The organism is Streptomyces sp. NBC_01750 (assembly GCF_035918095.1).
Taxonomy (GTDB): Bacteria; Actinomycetota; Actinomycetes; order Streptomycetales; family Streptomycetaceae; genus Streptomyces.
In genome coordinates this window covers 6,972,678-6,994,690 of sequence record NZ_CP109137.1, presented here as the reverse complement: position 1 = coordinate 6,994,690, position 22,013 = coordinate 6,972,678, and the positions used below count along the sequence as shown (strand labels likewise).

Annotated in this window: 24 protein-coding genes; 14 read left to right on the top strand and 10 right to left on the bottom strand. The window is 68.9% G+C overall.

Going from position 1 to position 22,013, the window contains the following annotated elements; all coding sequences use genetic code 11:
* Positions 1-123 precede the first annotated feature (123 nt).
* The 12 genes from OG966_RS31450 (at position 124) to OG966_RS31400 (ending at position 10,240) form a co-directional block, all read left to right on the top strand.
* The gene (locus tag OG966_RS31450; RefSeq protein WP_326653372.1) at positions 124-690 is read left to right on the top strand and encodes a GNAT family N-acetyltransferase; all 567 of its coding nucleotides are present in this window, start codon (positions 124-126) and stop codon (positions 688-690) included.
* Positions 691-786: 96 nt separating this feature from the next.
* Complete coding sequence (locus tag OG966_RS40955) at positions 787-870, top strand: putative leader peptide (protein WP_351448512.1); 84 nt, start codon at positions 787-789, stop codon at positions 868-870.
* 117 nt (positions 871-987) lie between these two features.
* Complete coding sequence (locus OG966_RS31445; RefSeq protein WP_326653370.1) at positions 988-2,685, top strand: nitrite/sulfite reductase; 1,698 nt, start codon at positions 988-990, stop codon at positions 2,683-2,685.
* Between the two features lie 31 nt (positions 2,686-2,716).
* Positions 2,717-2,896, top strand: coding sequence for a hypothetical protein (locus OG966_RS31440; RefSeq protein WP_326653368.1), 180 nt, complete (start codon positions 2,717-2,719; stop codon positions 2,894-2,896).
* Positions 2,893-3,594 (top strand): phosphoadenylyl-sulfate reductase, encoded by a 702-nt coding sequence (locus OG966_RS31435; RefSeq protein ID WP_326653367.1) that lies wholly within the window; start codon positions 2,893-2,895, stop codon positions 3,592-3,594. Before OG966_RS31440 ends, OG966_RS31435 begins: the two co-directional genes overlap by 4 nt.
* A complete protein-coding gene (gene cysC, locus OG966_RS31430; RefSeq protein ID WP_326653365.1) occupies positions 3,594-4,160 on the top strand; it encodes an adenylyl-sulfate kinase in 567 nt (188 codons plus the stop codon). The genes OG966_RS31435 and cysC overlap by 1 nt, the downstream gene beginning before the upstream one ends.
* Positions 4,157-5,095 carry a sulfate adenylyltransferase subunit CysD gene (gene cysD, locus OG966_RS31425; RefSeq protein ID WP_326653364.1) on the top strand — a complete coding sequence of 313 codons (939 nt, stop codon included), beginning with the start codon at positions 4,157-4,159 and terminating at the stop codon, positions 5,093-5,095. Before cysC ends, cysD begins: the two co-directional genes overlap by 4 nt.
* 2 nt (positions 5,096-5,097) lie before the next feature.
* Positions 5,098-6,438, top strand: coding sequence for a sulfate adenylyltransferase subunit 1 (locus OG966_RS31420; protein WP_326653363.1), 1,341 nt, complete (start codon positions 5,098-5,100; stop codon positions 6,436-6,438).
* Between the two features lie 218 nt (positions 6,439-6,656).
* On the top strand, positions 6,657-7,775 hold the full coding sequence (locus tag OG966_RS31415) for an ABC transporter substrate-binding protein (RefSeq protein ID WP_326653362.1): 1,119 nt from the start codon (positions 6,657-6,659) through the stop codon (positions 7,773-7,775).
* A gap of 34 nt (positions 7,776-7,809) precedes the next feature.
* Positions 7,810-8,601: an ABC transporter ATP-binding protein gene (locus OG966_RS31410; protein ID WP_326653361.1), complete on the top strand. Its 792-nt coding sequence runs from the start codon at positions 7,810-7,812 to the stop codon at positions 8,599-8,601.
* A complete protein-coding gene (locus OG966_RS31405; protein WP_326653360.1) occupies positions 8,588-9,487 on the top strand; it encodes an ABC transporter permease in 900 nt (299 codons plus the stop codon). Before OG966_RS31410 ends, OG966_RS31405 begins: the two co-directional genes overlap by 14 nt.
* A gap of 6 nt (positions 9,488-9,493) precedes the next feature.
* A complete protein-coding gene (locus OG966_RS31400; RefSeq protein ID WP_326653359.1) occupies positions 9,494-10,240 on the top strand; it encodes a sirohydrochlorin chelatase in 747 nt (248 codons plus the stop codon).
* Positions 10,241-10,280: 40 nt separating this feature from the next.
* On the opposite strand, the gene OG966_RS31395 is transcribed toward OG966_RS31400, so the two are convergent.
* From OG966_RS31395 to OG966_RS31380, 4 genes are all read right to left on the bottom strand, one after another.
* Complete coding sequence (locus OG966_RS31395; RefSeq protein WP_326653358.1) at positions 10,281-10,862, bottom strand: TIGR03086 family metal-binding protein; 582 nt, start codon at positions 10,860-10,862, stop codon at positions 10,281-10,283.
* A 239-nt stretch (positions 10,863-11,101) separates the two neighbouring features.
* On the bottom strand, positions 11,102-11,341 hold the full coding sequence (locus OG966_RS31390) for a hypothetical protein (protein WP_326653357.1): 240 nt from the start codon (positions 11,339-11,341) through the stop codon (positions 11,102-11,104).
* A complete protein-coding gene (locus OG966_RS31385) occupies positions 11,328-11,579 on the bottom strand; it encodes a DUF6400 family protein (protein ID WP_326653355.1) in 252 nt (83 codons plus the stop codon). Before OG966_RS31385 ends, OG966_RS31390 begins: the two co-directional genes overlap by 14 nt.
* Positions 11,580-11,784: 205 nt before the next feature.
* Complete coding sequence (locus tag OG966_RS31380; protein WP_326653353.1) at positions 11,785-12,792, bottom strand: ketopantoate reductase family protein; 1,008 nt, start codon at positions 12,790-12,792, stop codon at positions 11,785-11,787.
* Between the two features lie 36 nt (positions 12,793-12,828).
* Between OG966_RS31380 and OG966_RS31375 the strand changes: the two genes are divergently transcribed.
* Complete coding sequence (locus OG966_RS31375) at positions 12,829-13,665, top strand: aldo/keto reductase (protein ID WP_326653351.1); 837 nt, start codon at positions 12,829-12,831, stop codon at positions 13,663-13,665.
* 69 nt (positions 13,666-13,734) lie between these two features.
* Here OG966_RS31375 and OG966_RS31370 read toward each other — a convergent pair whose 3' ends face one another.
* The 3 genes from OG966_RS31370 to OG966_RS31360 all read right to left on the bottom strand — a co-directional run bounded on the left by OG966_RS31370 (position 13,735) and on the right by OG966_RS31360 (position 15,912).
* Complete coding sequence (locus OG966_RS31370) at positions 13,735-14,097, bottom strand: nuclear transport factor 2 family protein (protein ID WP_326653349.1); 363 nt, start codon at positions 14,095-14,097, stop codon at positions 13,735-13,737.
* Complete coding sequence (locus OG966_RS31365; RefSeq protein WP_326653348.1) at positions 14,090-14,635, bottom strand: DUF1697 domain-containing protein; 546 nt, start codon at positions 14,633-14,635, stop codon at positions 14,090-14,092. The genes OG966_RS31370 and OG966_RS31365 overlap by 8 nt, the downstream gene beginning before the upstream one ends.
* A 77-nt stretch (positions 14,636-14,712) precedes the next feature.
* On the bottom strand, positions 14,713-15,912 hold the full coding sequence (locus OG966_RS31360) for a S8 family peptidase (RefSeq protein WP_326653347.1): 1,200 nt from the start codon (positions 15,910-15,912) through the stop codon (positions 14,713-14,715).
* 368 nt (positions 15,913-16,280) lie between these two features.
* Here OG966_RS31360 and OG966_RS31355 point away from each other — a divergent pair, with 368 nt between their 5' ends.
* Positions 16,281-18,554, top strand: coding sequence for an MMPL family transporter (locus OG966_RS31355; RefSeq protein ID WP_326653346.1), 2,274 nt, complete (start codon positions 16,281-16,283; stop codon positions 18,552-18,554).
* A 340-nt stretch (positions 18,555-18,894) separates the two neighbouring features.
* Here OG966_RS31355 and OG966_RS31350 read toward each other — a convergent pair whose 3' ends face one another.
* From OG966_RS31350 to OG966_RS31340, 3 genes are read right to left on the bottom strand one after another with little or no spacing between them, the layout of a single operon-like run.
* Positions 18,895-20,184, bottom strand: coding sequence for an ABC transporter substrate-binding protein (locus tag OG966_RS31350; RefSeq protein ID WP_326653345.1), 1,290 nt, complete (start codon positions 20,182-20,184; stop codon positions 18,895-18,897).
* Positions 20,184-21,026, bottom strand: a complete 843-nt coding sequence (locus tag OG966_RS31345; RefSeq protein ID WP_326653344.1) for a carbohydrate ABC transporter permease — start codon at positions 21,024-21,026, stop codon at positions 20,184-20,186. Before OG966_RS31345 ends, OG966_RS31350 begins: the two co-directional genes overlap by 1 nt.
* Entirely contained in the window at positions 21,023-21,958 is a 936-nt protein-coding gene (locus tag OG966_RS31340; protein WP_326653343.1) for a carbohydrate ABC transporter permease, read from the bottom strand. The genes OG966_RS31345 and OG966_RS31340 overlap by 4 nt, the downstream gene beginning before the upstream one ends.
* Between the last annotated feature and the right edge of the window lie 55 nt (positions 21,959-22,013).

Sequence of the window (22,013 nt, the reverse complement as noted above, 5' to 3'; positions counted from 1 at the left end):
GCGGGCAGCTCAGGGCGGCGGCGGGCCGCCAAGGGGCGCGGCGGGGCGCGGCGGGCGGCTCCGGGGCCGCTCGGAGAGGACGCGGCTTTGGCCGGATCAGGACCTCGTGGTTCCCTGGCGCTCATGAGCATCACTGTGACCACCTGGTCCCTGGAGCAGACCTCGCCGGCAGATCTGCGGCCGGCCGCCGCGCCCGAGGGGGATCTGCGGATCGTACGGGGCGAGGTGCCTTCGCCCGAGTTCAGCCGCTTTCTGTATACGGCCGTCGGCGGTGACATCCGCTGGACGGACCGGCTGGGCATGACGTACGCGCAGTGGGAGGAGATGCTCGCCAGGCCGGGCACCGAAACCTGGGTGGCGTACGACAAGGGGACACCGGCCGGCTATGTGGAGCTGGAGGCGCAGGACGAGGGCTCGGTCGAGATCGCCTACTTCGGGCTGATCCCGGCGTTTCGGGGCCGGCGGATCGGCGGCCATCTCCTCTCCTACGGTGTCGCGAGGGCCTGGGACCTCGCCGAGCGGTGGCCGGGGCTGACGCCGACGAAGCGGGTCTGGCTGCACACCTGCTCCAAGGACGGCCCGCATGCCATGGACAACTATCTGCGGCGCGGCTTCACTCTCTTCGACACCAAGACGGAGAAAGAGCCCGAGGTGGCGGTGCCCGGCCCCTGGCCAGGTGCCCACGGCTGAGTGACCGGCAACACACTGTCTTGCGATGCGGGACAGTGTTGTCCACATTGTGGATAACGGTGGACTGCCGTTGGATCGCCGTGACACGCTTCCGTCATGTCTCGAGCTGGAATTGCCTTGGTGAGTCGGCGGCACGTCGACCTCGGCCGCATGTCCAGCGCCATCTGTCCGGTCTGCTGAAAGACCAGCACAGCCGAGCACTCCCCACCCCCTGTTCCCCTCCTGCGCATTGCCGCGCCCTCGCGCGAGTGTGCAGCTCAGAGCCGCCCTCCTGCAGTCTCGAAGGACGTATTTGCCATGGCCGCCACCCCCGAAAAGCCCGCACCCGCCGCGCCGCGCCGCAAGGCCGGACGCCACCGCGGCGAGGGTCAGTGGGCTGTTGGCCATATGACGCCGCTCAACGCAAACGAGCAGACGAAGAAGGACGACGACGGTCTCAATGTGCGGACACGCATTGAGACGATCTACGCCCATCGCGGCTTCGACTCGATCGACGGGGCCGATCTTCGCGGACGTATGCGCTGGTGGGGGCTGTACACCCAGCGCAAGCCCGGCATCGACGGCGGCAAGACCGCGATCCTCGAGCCGGAGGAGCTGGACGACAAGTACTTCATGATGCGCGTCCGTATCGACGGCGGCCGGCTGACCACCGAGCAGTTGCGGGTCATCGGCGAGATCTCGCAGGAGTTCGCGCGCGGCACCGCCGACATCACCGACCGGCAGAACGTCCAGTACCACTGGATCCGGATCGAGGACGTCCCGGAGATCTGGAAGCGGCTGGAGGCCGTGGGACTGTCCACGACCGAGGCCTGCGGTGACACACCCCGCACGATCCTCGGCTCGCCCGTGGCAGGCGTCGCCGAGAACGAGATCATCGACGGCTCGTCCGCCATCGACGAGATCCACCGCCGCTTCATCGGCAACCCCGCCTACTCGAACCTGCCGCGCAAGTTCAAGACGGCGATCTCCGGCTCCCCGCAGCTCGATGTCGCGCACGAGATCAACGACATCGCCTTTGTCGGCGTCAACCACCCCGAACACGGACCCGGTTTCGACCTGTGGGTCGGCGGCGGCCTCTCCACCAACCCCAGGCTCGGCGTCCGTCTCGGCGCCTGGGTGCCGCTCGACGAGGTGCCGGACGTGTTCGGCGGCGTCATCGGCATCTTCCGCGACTACGGCTACCGGCGGCTGCGCACCCGTGCCCGTCTGAAGTTCCTGCTCGCCGACTGGGGTCCGGAGAAGTTCCGCCAGGTCCTGGAGGACGAATACCTCAAGTACCAGCTCGTCGACGGTCCCGCGCCCGAGGAGCCGGCCGAGAAGTGGCGTGACCACCTAGGCGTGCACCGGCAGAAGGACGGCCGCTTCTACATCGGCTTCGCCCCGCGCGTCGGACGGGTCGACGGAACGACCCTGACGAAGATCGCCGAGCTCGCCGCGGCACACGGCTCCGGACGGCTGCGTACCACCACCGAGCAGAAAATGATCGTGCTCGATGTGACCGAGGACCAGGTCGAGTCGCTCGTCACGGGCCTCGAGGCCCTGGACCTGCGGGTCAACGCCTCCCCCTTCCGGCGGGGCACGATGGCCTGCACCGGCATCGAGTTCTGCAAGCTGGCGATCGTCGAGACCAAGGCGCGCGGTGCGTCACTGATCGACGAACTCGAGCGCCGTGTCCCCGAGTTCGACGAGCCGATCACCATCAACCTCAACGGCTGCCCCAACGCCTGCGCCCGTATCCAGGTCGCCGACATCGGTCTCAAGGGCCAGCTGATGCTGGACAAGGACGGCAACCAGGTCGAGGGCTTCCAGGTGCACCTCGGCGGCGCGCTGGGCCTCGAGGCCGGCTTCGGCCGCAAGGTCCGTGGCCTGAAGGTCACGTCGGCCGAGCTGCCCGACTACGTGGAGCGGGTCCTCAAGCGCTTCCAGGCGGAGCGCGAGGACGGCGAGCGCTTCGCGACCTGGACGGCACGTGCGTCCGAGGAGGCACTGTCGTGAGCGCCGGCGAACGGCAGCGGACGGAGGGGCCATGAGCGAGCGTGCCGCGCCCTTCTACTGCCCGTACTGCGGCGACGAGGACCTGCGTCCGAACGAGCAGGGCCACGGCGCCTGGGAATGCGCAGCGTGCAATCGAGCCTTCCAGTTGAAGTTCCTCGGTCTGCTGACCCGGGGACTTCAGCGCAACGACGGTGGAGGGGACGGGATATGACGACGGTTCAGGCCAAGGAAGATCTGAAGGCACTCGCCGAGCGGGCGGGGCGCGAGCTCGAAGAGGCATCACCGCTCGAGATCCTGACGTGGGCGGCCGAGACCTTCGGGCCGCGCTTCTGCGTGACCTCGTCCATGGAGGACGCGGTGGTCGCTCATCTCGCCTCCCGTGCCTTCCCCGGCGTGGACGTCGTCTTCCTCGACACCGGCTACCACTTCCCGGAGACCATCGGGACCCGGGACGCGGTGGAGGCCGTGATGGACGTCAATGTCATCACGCTCACCCCGCGCCAGTCCGTGGCCGAGCAGGACGCCGAGTACGGCCCGAAGCTGCACGACCGCGACCCCGACCTGTGCTGCGCGCTGCGCAAGGTCAAGCCCCTTGAAGAGGGTCTGACCGCGTACGACGCGTGGGCGACGGGCCTGCGCCGGGACGAGTCCCCGACCCGGGCGAACACCCCGGTCGTCGGCTGGGACGAGAAGCGGCAGAAGGTCAAGGTCTCGCCGATCGCACGCTGGACGCAGGACGACGTGGACACCTATGTCGCCGAGCACGGCGTACTCACCAACCCGCTGCTGATGGACGGTTACGCCTCCGTCGGCTGCGCGCCCTGCACCCGCCGGGTGCTGGAGGGCGAGGACGCACGCGCCGGTCGCTGGGCCGGCCGGGGCAAGACCGAGTGCGGGCTGCACGGCTGATGAACCATGACGAGAAGCAGCGGGAGAAGAACGTGACTGGGGCCACCATCTGGCTGACCGGTCTGCCGAGCGCGGGCAAGACCACGATTGCCTACGAGCTGGCGGACCGGCTGCGCGCCGAGGGCCACCGGACCGAGGTGCTCGACGGCGACGAGATCCGCGAGTTCCTCTCGGCCGGTCTCGGCTTCAGCCGGGAGGACCGGCACACCAATGTCCAGCGGATCGGCTTCGTCGCGGAGCTGCTGGCGTCCAACGGCATCAAGGCGCTGGTTCCGGTCATCGCGCCGTACGAGGACAGCCGCGAGGCCGTCCGCAAGCGCCACCAGAGCGAGGGCACCGCGTATCTGGAGGTGCATGTCGCCACTCCGGTGGAGGTGTGCTCCGTACGCGATGTGAAGGGCCTCTACGCCAAGCAGGCGGCCGGCGAGATTTCCGGGCTGACCGGCGTCGACGACCCGTACGAACAGCCACAGAGCCCGGACCTGCGGATCGAGTCGCACCAGCAGACCGTGCAGGAGTCCGCAGCCGCGCTTCATGCGCTGCTCACCGAGAGGGGTCTGGCATGACCGCGAGCGCGACGGTTCTCAACGAGGGCACCGACAGCCCGTACGCCCTGTCGCACCTGGACGCCCTGGAGTCGGAGGCGGTGCACATCTTCCGCGAGGTGGCGGGTGAGTTCGAGCGGCCGGTGATTCTCTTCTCCGGCGGCAAGGACTCGATCGTCATGCTGCATCTGGCGCTGAAGGCGTTCGCGCCGGCGCCGGTGCCGTTCACCCTGCTGCACGTGGACACCGGGCACAACTTCCCCGAGGTCCTGGAGTACCGCGACCGCACGGTCGCCGAGCACGGGCTGCGGCTGCATGTCGCCTCCGTACAGGAGTACATCGACGCCGGGAAGCTGCGGGAGCGCCCCGACGGGACGCGCAATCCCCTGCAGACCGTCCCGCTGACCGAGGCCATCCAGCAGCACCGCTTCGACGCGGTGTTCGGCGGCGGCCGCCGGGACGAGGAGAAGGCGCGCGCGAAGGAGCGGGTCTTCTCGCTGCGCGACGAGTTCTCCCAGTGGGACCCACGACGCCAGCGGCCCGAGCTGTGGCAGCTCTACAACGGCCGCCACGCGCCGGGCGAGCACGTCCGGGTGTTCCCGCTCTCCAACTGGACCGAGCTGGACGTCTGGCAGTACATCGAGCGCGAGAAGATCGAACTGCCCGAGATCTACTTCGCGCACGAGCGTGAGGTCTTCAAGCGCTCCGGCATGTGGCTGACCGCCGGTGAGTGGGGCGGCCCCAAGGAGAGCGAGAGCGTCGAGACGCGTCTCGTCCGCTACCGCACCGTCGGCGACATGTCCTGCACCGGTGCCGTCGACTCCGACGCCATCACGCTGGACGACGTGATCGCCGAGATCGCCGCATCCCGGCTCACCGAGCGGGGCGCGACCCGCGCCGACGACAAGATGTCCGAGGCCGCGATGGAAGACCGCAAGCGCGAGGGGTACTTCTAACCATGACCACCACGACCGGGCAACTCGCCGGGATCTCAGCCACCACCCTGCTGCGCTTCGCCACCGCCGGGTCCGTCGACGACGGCAAGTCGACCCTGGTGGGGCGGCTGCTGCACGACTCCAAGTCGGTTCTCACCGACCAGCTGGAGGCCGTCGAGCACGCTTCGCGTTCGCGCGGCCAGGAGGCGCCCGACCTGGCGCTGCTCACCGACGGTCTGCGGGCCGAGCGGGAGCAGGGCATCACCATCGATGTCGCCTACCGCTACTTCGCCACGGCGCGGCGGCGGTTCATCCTCGCCGACACTCCCGGGCATGTGCAGTACACCCGGAACATGGTCACCGGCGCGTCCACGGCCGAGCTCGCGGTGGTACTGGTCGACGCGCGCAACGGAGTCGTCGAGCAGACCCGCCGCCATGCCGCCGTCGCCGCCCTGCTGCGCGTCCCGCATGTCGTCCTCGCCGTCAACAAGATGGACCTCGTCGACTACGCCGAGCCCGTCTTCGCCGCGATCGCCGAGGAGTTCACCTCGTACGCCGCGTCCCTCGGCGTACCCGAGATCACCGCGATCCCGATCTCGGCGCTCACGGGCGACAACGTCGTGGAGCCCAGCGCCAACATGGACTGGTACGGCGGTCCGACCGTCCTGGAACACCTGGAGACGGTCCCGGTCAGCCACGATCTGACCAGCTGCCACGCCCGGCTCCCGGTGCAGTACGTGATCCGTCCGCAGACCGCCGAGCACCCCGACTACCGGGGTTACGCGGGCCAGATCGCCGCCGGCACGTTCCGGGTCGGCGAGCAGGTGACCGTGCTGCCGTCGGGCCGCACCTCGAAGATCGCCGGGATCGATCTGCTCGGCGAATCGGTGGACATCGCCTGGACCCCGCACTCCGTCACCCTCCTGCTGGAGGACGACATCGACGTCTCGCGCGGCGATCTGATCGTGCCGACCGGTGACGCGCCCGCGACCACGCAGGACATCGAGGCGACGGTCTGCCATGTCGCGGACCAGCCGCTCACCGTCGGCCAGCGGGTGCTGCTCAAGCACACCACCCGAACGGTCAAGGCGATCGTCAAGGAGATCCCCTCGCGGCTGACCCTCGAAGACCTCTCACAGCACCCGAACCCCGGTCAACTGGTCGCCAATGACATCGGTCAGGTCAAGGTCCGTACCGCCGAGCCGCTCGCGCTCGACTCGTACGCGGACTCCCGCCGCACGGGGTCGTTCCTGCTGATCGACCCCGCGGACGGCACCACGCTGGCGGCCGGCATGGCGGGCGACGCTTTCGCCACCGGCGCCGAGGTCGCGCACGAGGCCGACGACGAGGGGTGGGACTTCTGATGACCAGCGACTTCTACGCGACGTTCGCGAAGGAGGGCGGCCGCGTCGGCAGCGGCGCCCTCGGCGCGGGAACGGGCGGGGTGGCGCGATGTGCGCGATGACGTACGCGCACTGCCTGCGCGCCCTCACCCCCCGCACCCCGCACCGCCGAAGACCGCCGACATCCCGGCCGCGTCCCACGTGACGTAAGAACCGGGCCTCCGAGAGGACCACCTCCCGTGCCTGCCACCCGTACCACCCTGCGCCGCAGCCTCGCCGCTGCCGCCGCCCTCCCGCTGCTGGCCGTGGCGCTCACCGCATGCGGTTACGGCTCCGAGGCCAAGAAGGACGACGACGCGGCCCCGGCCGCGAAGGCCGAAGGCAAGAAGCTCTCCGCCGACGAAGTGAAGATCGGCTACTTCGCCAACGTCACTCACGCCACGGCCCTGGTCGGTCTGGGCAGGAACGGCCTGATCCAGAAGGAGCTCGGCGGCACGACCGTCAAGCCCTCCGTCTTCAACGCCGGTCCCGCCGAGATCGAGGCGCTCAACTCCGGTGCCATCGACATCGGCTGGATCGGTCCGTCGCCGTCGATCAACGGCTACACCAAGTCCAAGGGCAAGAGCCTGCGTATCATCTCCGGCTCCGCCTCCGGTGGTGTCTCGCTCGTCGTCAACCCGAAGAAGATCAAGTCTCTGGACGATCTCAAGGGCAAGAAGATCGCGACGCCGCAGCTCGGCAACACCCAGGACGTGGCGCTCCTCAACTACCTGGCCGAGAAGGGCTACAAGGTCGACGCGACGTCCGGCAAGGGCGACGTGTCCGTCTCGCGTACGGACAACAAGGTGACCCCGGTCGCCTTCAAGTCGGGCGACATCGACGGCGCCTGGGTCCCCGAGCCCACCGCTTCCAAGCTGGTTGCCGAGGGCGGCAAGGTCCTGCTCGACGAGAAGACACTCTGGCCGGACAAGAAGTTCGTCATCACGAACGTGATCGTCTCCCAGAAATTCCTCACGGAGCACCCGGACGTCGTCGAGGCCGTGCTGCGCGGCTCGGTGAACACCAACGCGTGGATCAAGGCGAACCCCGAGGACGCCAAGAAGGCTGTCAACGCCGCGCTGGAGAAGGAGACGGGCAAGGCGCTGCCGCCCGAGGTCATCGACCCCGCGTTCAAGAACGTCGACATCCTCAACGACCCGCTCGCGTCCACGCTGCGCACCGAGGCCGACCACGCGGTCAAGGCCGGGCTGCTCAAGGAACCGGCCCTCGACAGCATCTACGACCTGCGCCTGCTCAACAAGGTGCTGAAGGCTGCCGGACAGCCCGAGGTCGCCGACGCCGGTCTCGGCGCCAAGTAAGCAAGCAACGGATCGCTCTCAGGAGGTGACGCTCATGTCCAGCACGCTCACCAAGGCCGCCGACGAAGAAACCGCGGTGTCATACGCAGCGCGTATCGCCCATGTCTCCAAGTCCTTCGGCCGTCCGGGCGCCCAGCAGCTCGTTCTTGACGACATCAGCATCGATGTCGCGCCGGGCGAGTTCGTCACCCTCCTGGGGGCTTCCGGTTGCGGAAAGTCGACTCTGCTCAATCTCGTCGCGGGGCTCGACCGGCCGTCCGCCGGGGAGATCGACGTCCCCGGCGGCCGTCCGGCCCTGATGTTCCAGGAGCATGCGCTGTTCCCCTGGCTCACCGCGGGGAAGAACATCGAGCTCGCGCTGAAGATGCGCGGTCTGCAGAAGCCCGAGCGACGGACCGAGGCCGAACGGCTGCTGGAGCTCGTACGCCTCAAGGGTGCGTACGGCAAGCGGGTGCACGAGCTCTCCGGCGGCATGCGCCAGCGCGTGGCCATGGCCCGCGCCATCGCGCAGGCCAGCCAGCTGCTGCTGATGGACGAACCGTTCGCGGCGCTGGACGCCATCACCCGCGACGTTCTGCATGACGAACTGACCCGCATCTGGCGGGAGACGAACCTGTCCGTCCTCTTTGTCACCCACAACGTGCGGGAGGCCGTCCGGCTCGCGGAGCGGGTCGTCCTGCTCTCGTCCCGCCCGGGCCGCATCGCCCGCGAGTGGGAGGTCGGCATCCCGCATCCCCGCCGGATCGAGGATTCGGCGGTCGCCGACCTCTCCGTCGAGATCACTGAACAGCTCCGGGGGGAGATCCGCCGACATGGCCAGCACTGACATCAAGCAACAGCCGACCGATACCGGACCCGACCAGCTCGCCGGTCTGGAGGCGGGGCTCGACGCCCTGGACACCCGGACCGCACAGCGTGTGCCGTTGGGCAAGACACTGCTGGCCAAGGCCGTACCGCCGATCGCGGCCATCGCGATCGTGCTGATGGCCTGGCAGCTCGCCTACCACTTCGAGGTGAAGGAGCACTACCTGCTCCCGAGCCCGGCGGACGTGGGCCGCACGCTCCAGGACAAGTGGCTCGACGGCACGCTCCTCGGCTTTGTGTGGACGAGCCTCTCGCGCGGCGCGCTCGGCTTCCTCATCTCTGTCGCGGTCGGCACACCGCTGGGGCTGATCGTGGCCCGGGTGAAGGTCGTACGCGCCGCGATCGGACCGATCCTGTCCGGACTGCAGTCACTCCCGTCCGTAGCCTGGGTGCCTGCCGCGATCATCTGGTTCGGCCTGACCGACGCCACCATCTACGCCGTCGTTCTGCTCGGCGCCGTGCCGTCGATCGCCAACGGCCTGGTCTCGGGCGTCGACCAGATCCCGCCGCTGTACCTCCGGGCGGGACGCGTCATCGGTGCGACCGGGCTGCAGGGCGTACGCCATGTGCTGCTGCCCGCCGCGCTGCCCGGGTACATCGCCGGCCTCAAGCAGGGCTGGGCGTTCTCCTGGCGCTCGCTGATGGCGGCCGAACTCATCGTCAACGCCGCCGATCTGGGCGTGGGCCTCGGTCAGTTGCTGGAACAGGGCCGCGAGCTTCAGGACATGTCCTGGGTCCTCAGCGCGATCCTGCTGATCCTCGTCGTCGGTATCGGTATCGAACTGCTCCTTTTCGCCCCTCTGGAGCGTCGCGTGCTGCGCAGCCGCGGTCTCCTCGTCAGGAACTGAGTCCCGATGCGCAGCCCCGTCCTCCTCGTCATCGCCCACGGCAGCCGCGACCCGCGGCATGCGGCGACCGTGCACGCCCTGGTGGAGCGTGCCAGGTCGCTGCGGCCGGGGCTGCGCGTGGAGACGGGCTTCCTGGACTTCAACGCCCCTTCCGTGCCACGGGTGCTGGAGCGGTTTGCCGCGGACGGCGTGGAGGACGTGGTCGCGCTTCCGCTGCTGCTGACGCGCGCCTTCCACGCCAAGGCCGACATCCCCGCCGTACTGCACGAGGCCTCGGCGCGGCTGCCGCGGCTGCGGATCCGTCAGGCCGAGGTGCTCGGTCCGTCGCCGCTGCTGCTCTCCGCCCTCGAAAAGCGGTTGTACGAGGCCGGGCTCGACCCGTCCCGGAAAAGCTCGACGGGGCTGGTCCTGGCCTCGGCGGGCTCCACAGACCCGGAGGCGATCGCAGTGATCGCAGACATAGCGCGGGAGCTGCGGCACACCGGTTGGTGCGCCGTGCGGCCTGCGTTCGCCTCCGCATCCCTTCCGCGCACCGAGGAGGCGGTACGGGCGCTCCGGGACGAGGGCGTACGGCGGGTGGCGGTGGCTCCGTACGTCATCGCTCCGGGCTTTCTCCCGGACCGCATCGCCCGCGGGGCCGAGGAGGCGGACGTGATCGCCGATGTCCTGGGCGCCGCGCCGGAGCTGGCGAGGCTGTTGCTCCTGCGCTGCGACGAGGCGCGGGTCGACCGGCCGCTGGCGAACACCGCCTGAGCGTGCCGCCCCGGCCCCCGACCGCCGGACCTGTTGGACATCAAGCCCACCGCGGGTCCCGTCCGCTGTCGGCCAGGGCCCGGTCGAAGGCCGGTGCCCCGTCCGGCAGCGGCACCGCGTCGGCGAAGCCGTCGTACTGGCGGTAGATCTCGGCGTGCTCGTCGACGACGGTCAGGATCAGCGCCGCGGCAGCGTCCGAGATCCGGTAGTCCTGCCCGGTCGCGCGGGCCAGGTCCCAGCCGTGGACGGCCAGTTCCTTGGTGATCAGGGAGGCGATCACGGGCGCGGGCATCGCGGCGGAACCGAGGTCCACCTCGCCCTCCCAGACGGCCGGATCGGACCAGGCGGCGACGGCGCGGTCCAGCTGAGCGGCGTACTGCTCCGCCCAGTCGGCATCGGTGGTGAAGTCGCGGCCGGTGAGCTCCTCGGGGAGCTGCTTGCGCAGGGCGCGGTGCTCGAGGCCGTGGGAGGAGTAGAGGACGAGATGGTTGACGAGTCCGCGGACGTCCCACTCCTTGCAGGGCGTGGGTGCGGACAGCTGGTCGGCGCTGACGCCACGGGCGATCCGGGCGGCTTCGGCGGCGCATTCCGTCAGGTGCGGGTACACGGTGTTCTTGTCCATGCCCCGCACGCTAGGTCGGCGTGCGGGGCGGGGTCTTGAAAAAACACGACGCCCCCGGAGCCGGCGCCGCAGCCGCTCGGCCGGTGTGACGCTGCGCGGGTCGACCGCTCACCCGCGGTCGCCGCCTGACGCCTTCGGCCGAGCACTCGGGCTCACCTGCGGACTGCTTGCTGCCTGCTGCTTGCTGCTTGCTGCTTGCTGCTTGCTGCTTGCTGCTTGCTGCTTGCTGCTGAACGTTCCTACGACGGGCCGCACGAACCGCGCGATCCGGCGCCGAATCCGGTCTCATGGGCCCACACATGGGTGCAGTTGGAACACTGCAGATGCAGCAGGCTGCCCTCGTTGGACAGCAGATAGCGCCAGTGGTGGGGGCAGGTGCGTCCGGCCAGGCAGACGGCGCAGTCCTGGTGGTCGGCGCATGCCGGGCAACGCGTCCAGGCGCGGCGTCCGGCGTCAGCCGTCGGATCAAGCGGCAGCATGGCCATCGCTCCCCCCTCCCGGAAGGACACCGGCCGCCACAAGCTCGGCGTATATCTTCTGCTGCTCGTCGTCGAGGTTCGAGTACAGCAGGCGGTACGCCTCCTGCTCGCCCTCCAGAACGGCCACCGGGTCCCAGTCGTCTCCGAGCGCCGCCAGCACCGCGGCGCGCCGCGTGACCTCCTGGACGGTCAGGTCCATCTCGAACGCGTAGTGGTCCGGATCCTGGTCGTTGATCATGCTGTGCTTCTCTCGCCGGGTCGATGGCCGAACCCGTCGTGTCTATCAAGGGGGTGCGAACCGAGGAAGCGTCAGCTCATAGGGGCCGTCACGGCATGAAACGGACCGTCGACCCACTGAAGCATCCGACTCCATATATCGGGACAAAAGCCGCCAGGCGGCCCACGCTGTGTGAGAGACTCCACACCTCGCTCGCTGCTTGAAATCACTCGGCCACTTCGGCGTCGACGATCGCGGTCAGCTCCGCGACGGACATCGATCCGGCGGCCCTGCCTTCGCGGGCGAAGCTGTTGGCGACGCGCTGCAGCACGTCGTTCACCGGCGTGGGTACGCCATGGACACGGCCGACCAGGGCGATCTCACCGTTGAGGTAGTCGGCCTCGATCGTGCCCGTACCGCGGTTGAGGCTCTGCCAGGACGAGCCGCCTCCACGCTTGGAGCCGTCCAGCGGGTCGAAACGGATCTTGTCGCCCCTGAACTCCTTCTGCTCCGCCTCGCTCACCACCTCGATACCCGCGGCCGCGATCACCGCGCGGGCCTCCGCCGTCGCACGCTCGGCGAGCCGCACGCCGTCCTCGCCGGCGATCACTCCGGTGGCGGCCTCCACAGCATTGGCGACATTGTTGGTGAGCTTCGCGTACTTCCAGCGCATGACGTCCGGGACGACCGGTGCGAGCAGCCTGGACTTCTCCAGGTCGGCGGAGATGCGCAGTGCGGTCTCGTCGGTTCCTGACGGATAGCGGCCCAGGTGCAGGATGCCGGTCATGGGAGCACAGGTGGCCGAGACAGAACCCGGCTCGAGGTAGGTGGCGGGAAGGTAGACGCACATGCCGTACACACGGCGGAAGCGGCGCAGCGCGAGACGCTCGCTCTCCACGCCGTTCTGCGCGCAGACCAGCGGCAGCAGTTCGCCTGCCGTACCACCGCCGGCGACGGGCTGCGCGGCCCAGTCCTCCAGGGCGGCGGTGCTGTCCTGCGTCTTCACCGCGAGGAACAGGACGTCGTCCGGGCGCAGTTCGAGGGCGTCCGGCCGGTCCACGACCGGCAGCGGGTGCGTGCTGGTCCCGTCCGCCGTGGTGAGCCGCAGTCCCTTCGCGCGCAGCGCCTCGAAGTGCGTGCCGCGTGCGACGAGGACCACCTCGTGCCCCGCCTCGGCCAGCCGCCCGCCGACAGTGCCGCCTATCGCCCCTGCCCCGATGATGATGTAGCGCATACGCACGAGACTCGCACAGTTGGGTACGGTCCAGCCATGATCTTGGAGACTTTCCGGCTCGGCGGAAAGCTGACCGTACGCCGGCTCGGCTACGGCACCGCACAGCTCGCCGGCCGGGGGTACTGGGGGCCGCGCGGTGAGCGCGCGGATGCCCTCGCGGTGCTGCGGCGGGCGGTCGAACGGGGCGTCACGCTCATCGACACCGCCGACAACTACGGCCCGCACCTTGCCGAGGAGTTGGTCGCCGAGGCCCTGTACCCGTATCCGGCCGACCTGGTCGTCGCGACAAAGGGCGGGGTGGTGCGTACGAGCGACAGTGCCTGGCACATCGCGGGACGGCCCGAGCAGTTGCGGGCCATGTGCGAGGCGAGCCTGCGCAGGCTGCGTACGGAGACGATCGGCCTGTACCAGCTGCACCGGCTCGACCCCGAGGTTCCCCTCGACGAACAGCTCGGCACGCTCGGGGAGTTGAGGCGTGAGGGCAAGATCAGGCACATCGGTCTGGACACGGTCACCGCCGGTCAGCTGACAAGAGCGCTGCACATCGCGCCGATCGCCTCGGTGCAGAACCGCTTCAATCTCATCGACCGGGAGTCGGAGGCGGTACTCGAGGTGTGCGAGGCGAACGGCCTCGCTTTCCTGCCGTGGTTCCCACTCGCCAATGGAGCCCTGACCGGCGCGGCCGCCGCCGCGCTCGACACGGTCGCCGCGCGCCATGGCGCGAGCAAAGGCCAAATCGCGCTCGCCTGGCTGCTGCACCGCTCCCCGGTGCTGTGTCCGACGCCGGGTACCGGATCCCTCGCGCACCTGGAGGAGAACCTTGACGCGTCCGCCATCCGGCTCACGGAGGCGGATCTGTTGGCACTTCGCTGACCGGCGCTGCACTGACCGGCTCTTCGGTCACCGGTCGGGCGGCTTCGGCCTACGACGGTGGTCGCGTCCTCACTGAACTCGCGTGCCCTGGTGGAAGTAGAGCAGCCACTTGCCACTGGTCAGGCGCCACAGCGAACTTCGGTGGGCGCGGTGAGCGCCCGACTGGGTGGTGAACGTCAGATGCACCACGTCCGGCGCGAGCTGCACACCTTTCATCTGCGAGGTGGTGATGGGCCGCGGCGCCGGCACGTCCCGCGCCATGAGGGTGGCGAGGATCGACGCCCGGTCCCAGAGCCGGCCCGAAGTGCCGAACTCCTGGTAATCCGGGTGGAACAGCTCGGCGAGCAGCTGGGGCGAGGAACGCACGATCGGGTCGAGAAGGCGCAATTCCGCCTCCATGGCGCCATTGACGGCCTCGGTGGGATCAGTCACGGGTCAGCTCCACCAGTTTGACGACGGTGTTCCAGTTACGGCTGGTGGCGACGATGCCCTTGAACAGGCTCGGCCTCGCGAGCACTTCGGCCAGCTTGGAGCGGCCGAGGCCGTTCGGCACGTACAGATAGAGCACCCGGTCGCCGAGCCGGAACTCCTCCGGCAGATGGGCCGCAACATCGATCGAGGCGAGCCGCTCGGGGCCGACGCGCTCCGAGAAGTAGGTGGCATGCAGTTGCTTGCCCTCGAGCGAGGCCGCGGGGAAGGGGCACGCGTCGGCGACCTCCTTCAGATACCTACCGCTGCGCACCAGGCAGTCGACGCCGAAACCGAAGCGCTTCTCGATGGCTCGCTCCAGTGAGGCGCCCAGCGCCTTCTCGTCGTCCGAGTCGCTGGTGAAGACGGCGTTGCCGCTCTGCAGATACGTGGCGACGTCACCGTGACCCAGCTCCGCGAGCAGTTCACGCAGATCCGCCATGGGCACCCTCTTGTGCCCGCCCACATTGATCCCGCGCAGCAGGGCCGCATACCTCGTCATCGCCACACCATAAGACGGCCGCCGCACCCCGTGGGGGAGGGCACGGCGACCGCCGGTTCAGCGTTGGAGTCCGTCGGCTACTCGACGACCTTCAGCAGCTTGTTGGGCGTGCCTGCGCTGGGGTTGGAGATCTTGTCGGGCGTGGCGCCGTCGGTCAGGGCCTTGGCGACCTGCTCCGGGGTGGCGTCCTGGTGACCGCCGAGGTAGACCGCCGCGGCGCCGACCACGTGCGGGGTCGCCATCGAGGTGCCGGAGATGGTCTTCGTACCCTCGTCGCTGTCGTTCCACGCAGAGGTGATGTCCGAGCCCGGGGCGTAGATGTCCACGCTGCCACCGAAGTTGGAGAACTCCGACTGCTTGTCCTCCTTGGTGGAGGAGGCGACGGTGATCGCTTCCTTGACGCGCGCCGGGGATCCCTGGCTCGCGTCGGTGGACTCGTTGCCGGCCGCGACGGCGAAGGTGACGCCGGAGGCGATCGCCTTGCGGACAGCCTCGTCGAGCGCCTCGTCGACGCCGCCGCCGAGGCTCATGTTGGCGACGGACGGGCCCTTGTGGTTCTTGGTGACCCAGTCGATACCCGCGACGACCTGCTCCGTCGTACCGGAGCCGTTGTCGTCGAGGACACGGACGGCGACGATCTTCGCCTTCTTGGCGACACCGTACGTGGCGCCGGCGATGGTGCCGGCGACATGGGTGCCGTGGCCGTTGCCGTCGTCGGCGGAGTCGTCGTTGTCCACGGCGTCGAAGCCGTGGGTGGCACGACCGCCGAAGTCCTTGTGGGTGATACGGACTCCGGTGTCGACGACGTACGCCGTCACGCCCTCGCCCGCGCTGTCGGGGTAGGTGTACTTCTTGTCGCCGGCCGTGTCGGCCTGGTCGATCCGGTCGAGGCCCCAGGACGGCGGATTGTCCTGGGTCGCGTTGATCGAGAACTTCTTGTTCTGGACGACCTTGGCGACGGACGGGTCGGCGGCGAGGCGCTTGGCCTCGGTCTCCGTAAGACCGCTCGCGGAGAAGCCGTTGATGGCGGAGCTGTAGTTACGCTGCAGCTTGCCGCCGTACTCGTTGGCCAGGTCCTGCTTGTCGGCCTTCTTGTCCAGCATCACGATGTAGCTGCCATCGATCGCGCCTGCGGCATTCGCACCGTAGATGGTGCCCTGTGGGGAGGGCGCCGCTCCGGCGAATGAGGTGTTGAGTACGGTCACTCCGGCTGCGGCAGCCACGGCGGTTATCGCCGCGGTGAGCTTGATCCTGCTCGCGCGCTTGTGAGTTGCCATGAAGAGGGATCTCCTCGTCAGCATTTGTGGGGGGATTGCCCGCCGGACGGAAAATCTCCGGGGGCTGCCTCGAAACCCTGACCGATTGACGCGCGCAGATCAAGACCTTCATACAGCTGTGACTTACTCAACAAGGTTTCGTAATAATGAATCGGCCAGGGCCGAACAAGTCGGACTTCACCCCCAACCGCCTTTACGTGTAAGGGGCTTCGATCCTCCTTGTCGGGGATCCGACCGGTCCGCAAGGAGGAGAGAGCCACCCCGCCGTGTCACCGGCGAGCAGGAGGAGACGGCCTGAATGTGCCCATAGCTTCTAAGCGGAGACAACGGCGCGGCGCCGACGTCATTTCGAGGGGGGCAGGACCGTCATGGGGAAAGCAGAAAGAGGTCCGCGCGGAATCGCCGCGCGAGCCGGCGGCTGGAGCGCGCGACACCGCTGGGCAGCAGTGGGAATCTGGGTGCTGTTCGTCGTCCTCGCCATGGCGGCCGGCTCGGCCGCGGGCACGGTCGAACTCAAGGACAGCGATCAGCTGAAGGGCGAGACCACCCAGGCGGCCCGGATCGCGGAGGACGCGGGAGTCGAAGAGCCGGCCGGTGAGACCGTGCTCGTCCAGGCGAAGGACACGGCGGCGAGGGCGACCGACCCCGAGTTCCGTACAGCCGTCGCCGCGGTGATCAAGGCGGTCGGCGGCACGGGTGAAGTGACCGGGGTGACGTCGCCGTACGACACCAAGAGCATTTCGAAGGACGGGCGCAGCGCGCTCGTGCAGTTCGATGTGCGCGGCGACCCGGAAACCGCGAGCGACCGGATCGAGCCGGTCCTCAATGCCGTCGCCAAGGTCCAGGCCTCCCACAAGGAGCTGCGGATCGAGGAGATCGGCGGCGCGAGTATGCGCAAGACCTTCGACGAGGCCTTCGGCGACGACTTCCAGCAGGCGGAGCTCTCGGCGGTGCCGGTCGCGCTCGGCATTCTGCTGATCGCCTTCGGCGCTCTGGTGGCCGCTCTGCTGCCGGTAGCTCTGGCCATCACCGCGATCATGGCGACGATGGGGCTGATGGGAGTCGCCAGCCATTTCCAGCCGATGAGCGATTCCGCGAACTCCGTGATGCTGCTGGTGGGTCTGGCGGTCGGCGTCGACTACTGCCTCTTCTATCTGCGGCGCGAGCGCGAGGAGCGGGCAGCCGGGCGCGACGCTGCCACGGCGATGCAGATCGCGGCGGCGACCAGCGGACGGGCCGTCATCGTCTCCGGTGTGACGGTCTGTGTGGCCATGGCCGGCATGCTCTTCACCGGGATCGGCGAGTTCGAGTCGATGGGGCTCTCCTCTCTGATCGTGGTTGCTGTGGCGATGGTCGGTTCGGTGACGGTGCTGCCGGCGCTGCTGTCGCTGCTCGGCGAGCGGGTGGAGAAGGGGCGCGTGCCCTTCCTGAACCGCGGGAAGCGCGGCGCGAACGGAGCGGGTGGCGCGGAGAGCCGGGTGTGGGGCCGGGTGCTCGGGGGCGTCCTGAAGCGGCCCCTGGTGTCGCTGCTCGTGGCGGCGGGCGCGCTGGTCGCGATCGCCCTGCCCGCCATGGGTATGAAGACCCAGAACTTCACGCTGGACCAGGAGTTCGGCAACTCGGTGCCGATCGTCGGGACGTACGAGCGGATCAACGAAGCGTTCCCGGGCGGGGCGGACCCGGCGGAGGTCATCGTCAAGGCGGACGACATCAACGCCGCCCCTGTGCGCAACGCGATCGCCGACTTCCGTAGGAGCGCGGTCGCTTCGGGCGCCTCCGAGGGCCCGGTCACGGTTGTGACGCACGATGCCCAGAACCTCGCGTTCGTATACGTACCGCTGGTGGGCGGCTCCGACCAGGACAAGGCGGAGAAGAGCCTGGGCATCCTGCGGGACACGGTCCGGCCGGCCACGCTCGGCAAGGTCGACGGCCTCCAGGCGCCGATCAGCGGCCAGGTCGCGGGCTCGAAGGACTTCAACGATCAGCTCACCGGGGCGGTGGCACCCGTCTTCGCCTTCGTCGTGGTGTTCGCCTTCGTGCTGATGCTGTTGTCGTTCAGGTCGCTGACGATCGCGATCACCTCAATCGTCCTCAACCTGCTGTCGGTGGGCGCGGCGTACGGCATCCTGACGGCCGTCTTCCAGCACGGCTGGGGCGCGGGGCTGGTCGGCGCGGAGGGCGTGGGCGCGATCATCGCCTGGCTGCCGCTGTTCCTCTTCGTGATCCTGTTCGGACTCTCGATGGACTACCACGTGTTCGTGGTGTCGCGGATCCGTGAGGCGAAGGTGCAGGGACGCGAGACGCGGGACGCGATTACGCATGGCGTCGTGACGACGGCGGGGGTGGTGACGAGTGCGGCGGTCATCATGGTGGCGGTGTTCGCGATCTTCGGCACCCTGTCGATGCAGTCGATGAAGCAGATGGGTGTGGGCCTTGCGGCGGCGGTGCTGATCGACGCGACGATCATCCGCGGGGTGCTGCTTCCGGCGATCATGGCGCTGTTGGGCGAGCGGAACTGGTACTTCCCGAAGTGGCTGCGGTGGCTGCCGGATCTGACGCACGACGAGTCGACGGTGGCGGAGGCGCGGGTGAGGGCGCCGCGCCACGACGACGACGGCCGACCGGAACCGGCCCGGGTCTGAAGCGGGTTGATGTCCCCGCGGCCCGGGTCTGAGACGGGTTGATGTCCCCGCGGCCCGGGAGCCATGCGCTCCCGGGCCGCGGGGGTTGGGGTGCGTGGGCGGACCCTGGTCTCGGGGGTGCGGGTGCCTTGCGGGTCCCTTGCGGGGTGCGGGTCTTGGGTGCTTGGGCGTGCCCGGTCTTGGGCGTGCCCGGTCTTGGGCCGCTCCGGGGCTCGTGTCCGGGACTGCTTTCCTCACCGCGCTTCGCGCGAGTTGCGACGCTTTACGTCCCGGACGCGACCCCTGCGCGTCCCCCTGCCAGGGGGCAAGGCCGGGCCCTCGGGTGCCCGCGCCCCGGGCGTCAGCGCTGATAGCGGGAGAGAACCAGGTTGCCGTCATTGACCAGGCGTTTCTCCAGCTCCGGCGCATCGATCGCGCCGCTGTAGTACTCCTGCAGCGCCGGAGTCGCCACCTTGTCCTTCCACTCCGGGTAGCCGCGCACCGACTGGGCCGGCGCCGAGCGCAGATCCCGCGCGAGTGCGGCGCCTGTCGACCAGCCCGCCTCATCGGTGTGCAGGGCCGGGTCCGCCAGCGCCTTCGAACCCGTCGGCAGCATCCAGTCGCCCTTCGCCAGCCGCACCATGTTCCGCGGCTGGAGCATGAAGTCGATGAACCGCGCAGCTTCCTTCTTGTGAGGGGTGTCCTCCGCGACGGAGAGAGTCTGCGGGCTCACGCCCTGGGCCGGGCCCCCGGGGCCCGCCGGGGCGGGGAGCACCGTCCACTCGAAACCCTTGGGCGCCTGCTGGACAATCTGCTGACGGTACGAGAAGCCCAGCGGGACCATCGCGTACTTGCCGCCGAAGAAGCCGGGCAGCGTGTCCGAGCCGCCCATGCCGAGCGTGGTGCGGGAGGCGCTCTTGTCGGTGTTGACCTGATCGTGCACGGTGCCGGGCACCACGCCGTCGCCATCGGTGAACTTGATCGTGACCTTCCCGTCGTCGCCGCGGTGGAAGAGCTGCCCGCCCGCGGACAGACCGAGGTTGAGGGTGACGGAGACCGGCTCCTTGAGCGGCCAGGCGACACCGTACTTTCCCTCCCCCATCTCCTCCGTGAGCGTCTTGGTGACCTGGCGGAACTCCTCCCAGCTCCACGGCTTCCCGGCCGTCGGAATACGCACCCCCGAGGAGTCGAGGATTTTCTTGTTGGCGATGAGAACGCGCGGCTCCTGGAGGAATGGCACGCCGTAGACCCCCTTGCCGAAGGTCGCCGACTCCCAGCTCTGCCGCGGGATGTCCGCCGTGAGGCGTTCCGGCAGCAGCCCACTCAGATCGGCGAGGTAGCCGCCGTACGCGAAGTCGGCGAGGTCGTCGGAGGCGTCATGGATGATGTCCGGCGCCTCGCCACCCTCGAAGGAGGTCAGCAGCTGGTCATGGACGCTGTCCCAGCTGCCCTGGACATACTCGACCCGGATGTCGGGGTGGCTCGTGTTCCACTCCTTCACCAGCTCCTTGTTGGCGTCCACGGACTCCTGCTGCCAGGCCAGGGACTGGAAACGGAGCGTGATCCTTCCGCTGTCGGCTCCGCCCCCGTCGGCCGAGCAGCCGGTCAGCAGCAGCGCACATACGGCGGCAGCGGCCGCGAGTCTCCGCATCAGCTCTTCACCGCCCCTGTCAGCATCCCGCCCGTGATCCGCTTCTGGATGATCGCGAAGATGACGAGCGAGGGAATCGTCGCGAGGAACGCGGCAGCGGCCAGCGGCCCGAGATCAGCGACGCCCTCAGCGCCGAGGAAATGCGTGAGGACGACCGGCAAGGTCTGTGTCTGCGGGGTCTTGAGCAGGACGAGCGCGAAGAAGAACTCGTTCCACGCGGTGATGAAGGCGAACAGCGCGGTGGCCACGATGCCGGGAGCGAGCAGCGGGGCGGTGACCGAGACAAGCGTGCGGAGCCTGCCCGCGCCGTCGACCGACGCCGCCTCCTCCAGTTCGCGGGGCACGGCCCGTACATATCCGCCCAGCATCCAGAGCGCGAACGGCAGCGACCAGACGACGTACACCATGATCAGACCGGACAGCGTGTTGATCAGATGCAGGTTCTTCAGGATCAGGAACAGCGGAATGATCACCAGTACGAACGGGAACGCCTGGCTGACCACGACCCAGCCGGTGGCCGCGGCGGAGAGCTTGTTGCGGTTGCGGGCCATGACGTAAGCCATGGGCGTCGCGATCACGACGGCGATGAGCGCGGCGGACAGGGCCGCGATCAGGCTGTTGCCGGCGGCCCGGAGGAGCGGCTGCTCGTCGAAGGCCTGCCGGAAGTTGTCGAGGGTGGGATCGTCCGGAATCCAGGTGGGGTGCAGCGAGCCCAGTTCGCGCGGCGGTTTGAAGGCGGTGGAGATCAGCCAGAGGAAGGGGAACGCGAGGAAGACGAGGTAGCAGAGGAGCGCCACGTACTGGCCTGCTCGGCCGGATCTGCTGGTGCGTGGCGTCGTCACTGCCCCTCCCCTCCCTTGAGCCGTCCTACGAGGTAGAACGCGAGCATCACCGATATCACCGCGACCATGACGCAGCCCATGGCGGCGGCGTAGCCGAACTGGCCGTAGCGGAAGGCCTCTTCGTAGGCGAAGAGCATGGGGAGGCGGGTGCGGCCGCCGGGGCCGCCGTTGGTGAGGACGTACACCAGTGCGAAGGAATTGAAGTTCCAGATGAAATTGAGCGCCGTGATGGCGAGCGCGACGGGCTTGAGAGCAGGCCAGGCGACGGTGCGGAACCGGCGCCAGGCGCCGGCGCCGTCGAGCGCGGCGGCCTCGTGGAGCTCGTGCGGGGTGTTCTGGAGTCCGGCGAGAAGCGCGACGGTGGTCTGCGGCATGCCTGCCCAGATCCCGACGACGATCACGGCGGGAAGGGCGGTGGCGAGTCCGGTCAGCCAGTCGCGTCCGTCTCCGAGTCCGAGGTCACGGATGGTCTCGTTCAGGATGCCCGCGTCGGGGTTGTAGACGAGCCGCCACATGATGCCGACGACGACCTCGGGCATGGCCCAGGGAATGATCGCGATGGCGCGCGCCAGCCAGCGGAAGCGGAGGTTCTGGTTGAGCAGGAGAGCGAGGCCGAGCGCGAGCAGGAACTGCGGGAGCGTCACGCCGATCGCCCAGAGCAGGCCGATCCTGAACGAGTCCCAGAAGAGCGTGTCGTGGAGCAGGTCCTGGAAGTTCAGCGTCCCGATCCACTCGGTGGGCTGGGTGCGGCCCGCCTGGGAATCGGTGAAGGCGAGCGATATGCCGTAGAGCAGCGGCCCGACGCTCAGCACCAGAATCGGGATCAGGGCAGGCAGTACGAGGAACCAGACCCCGTGGTCCGGCTGCTTCCCGGACCACGGATGCTCGGACCGTGCCTTGCCGGGCCGCGAGGTTGCGGTCGCCAATGTCACGGATTCGGCTCCTTCGGGCGGCCCATCCCGGTCCGGCCGCCCAGGCGGCCTCCGT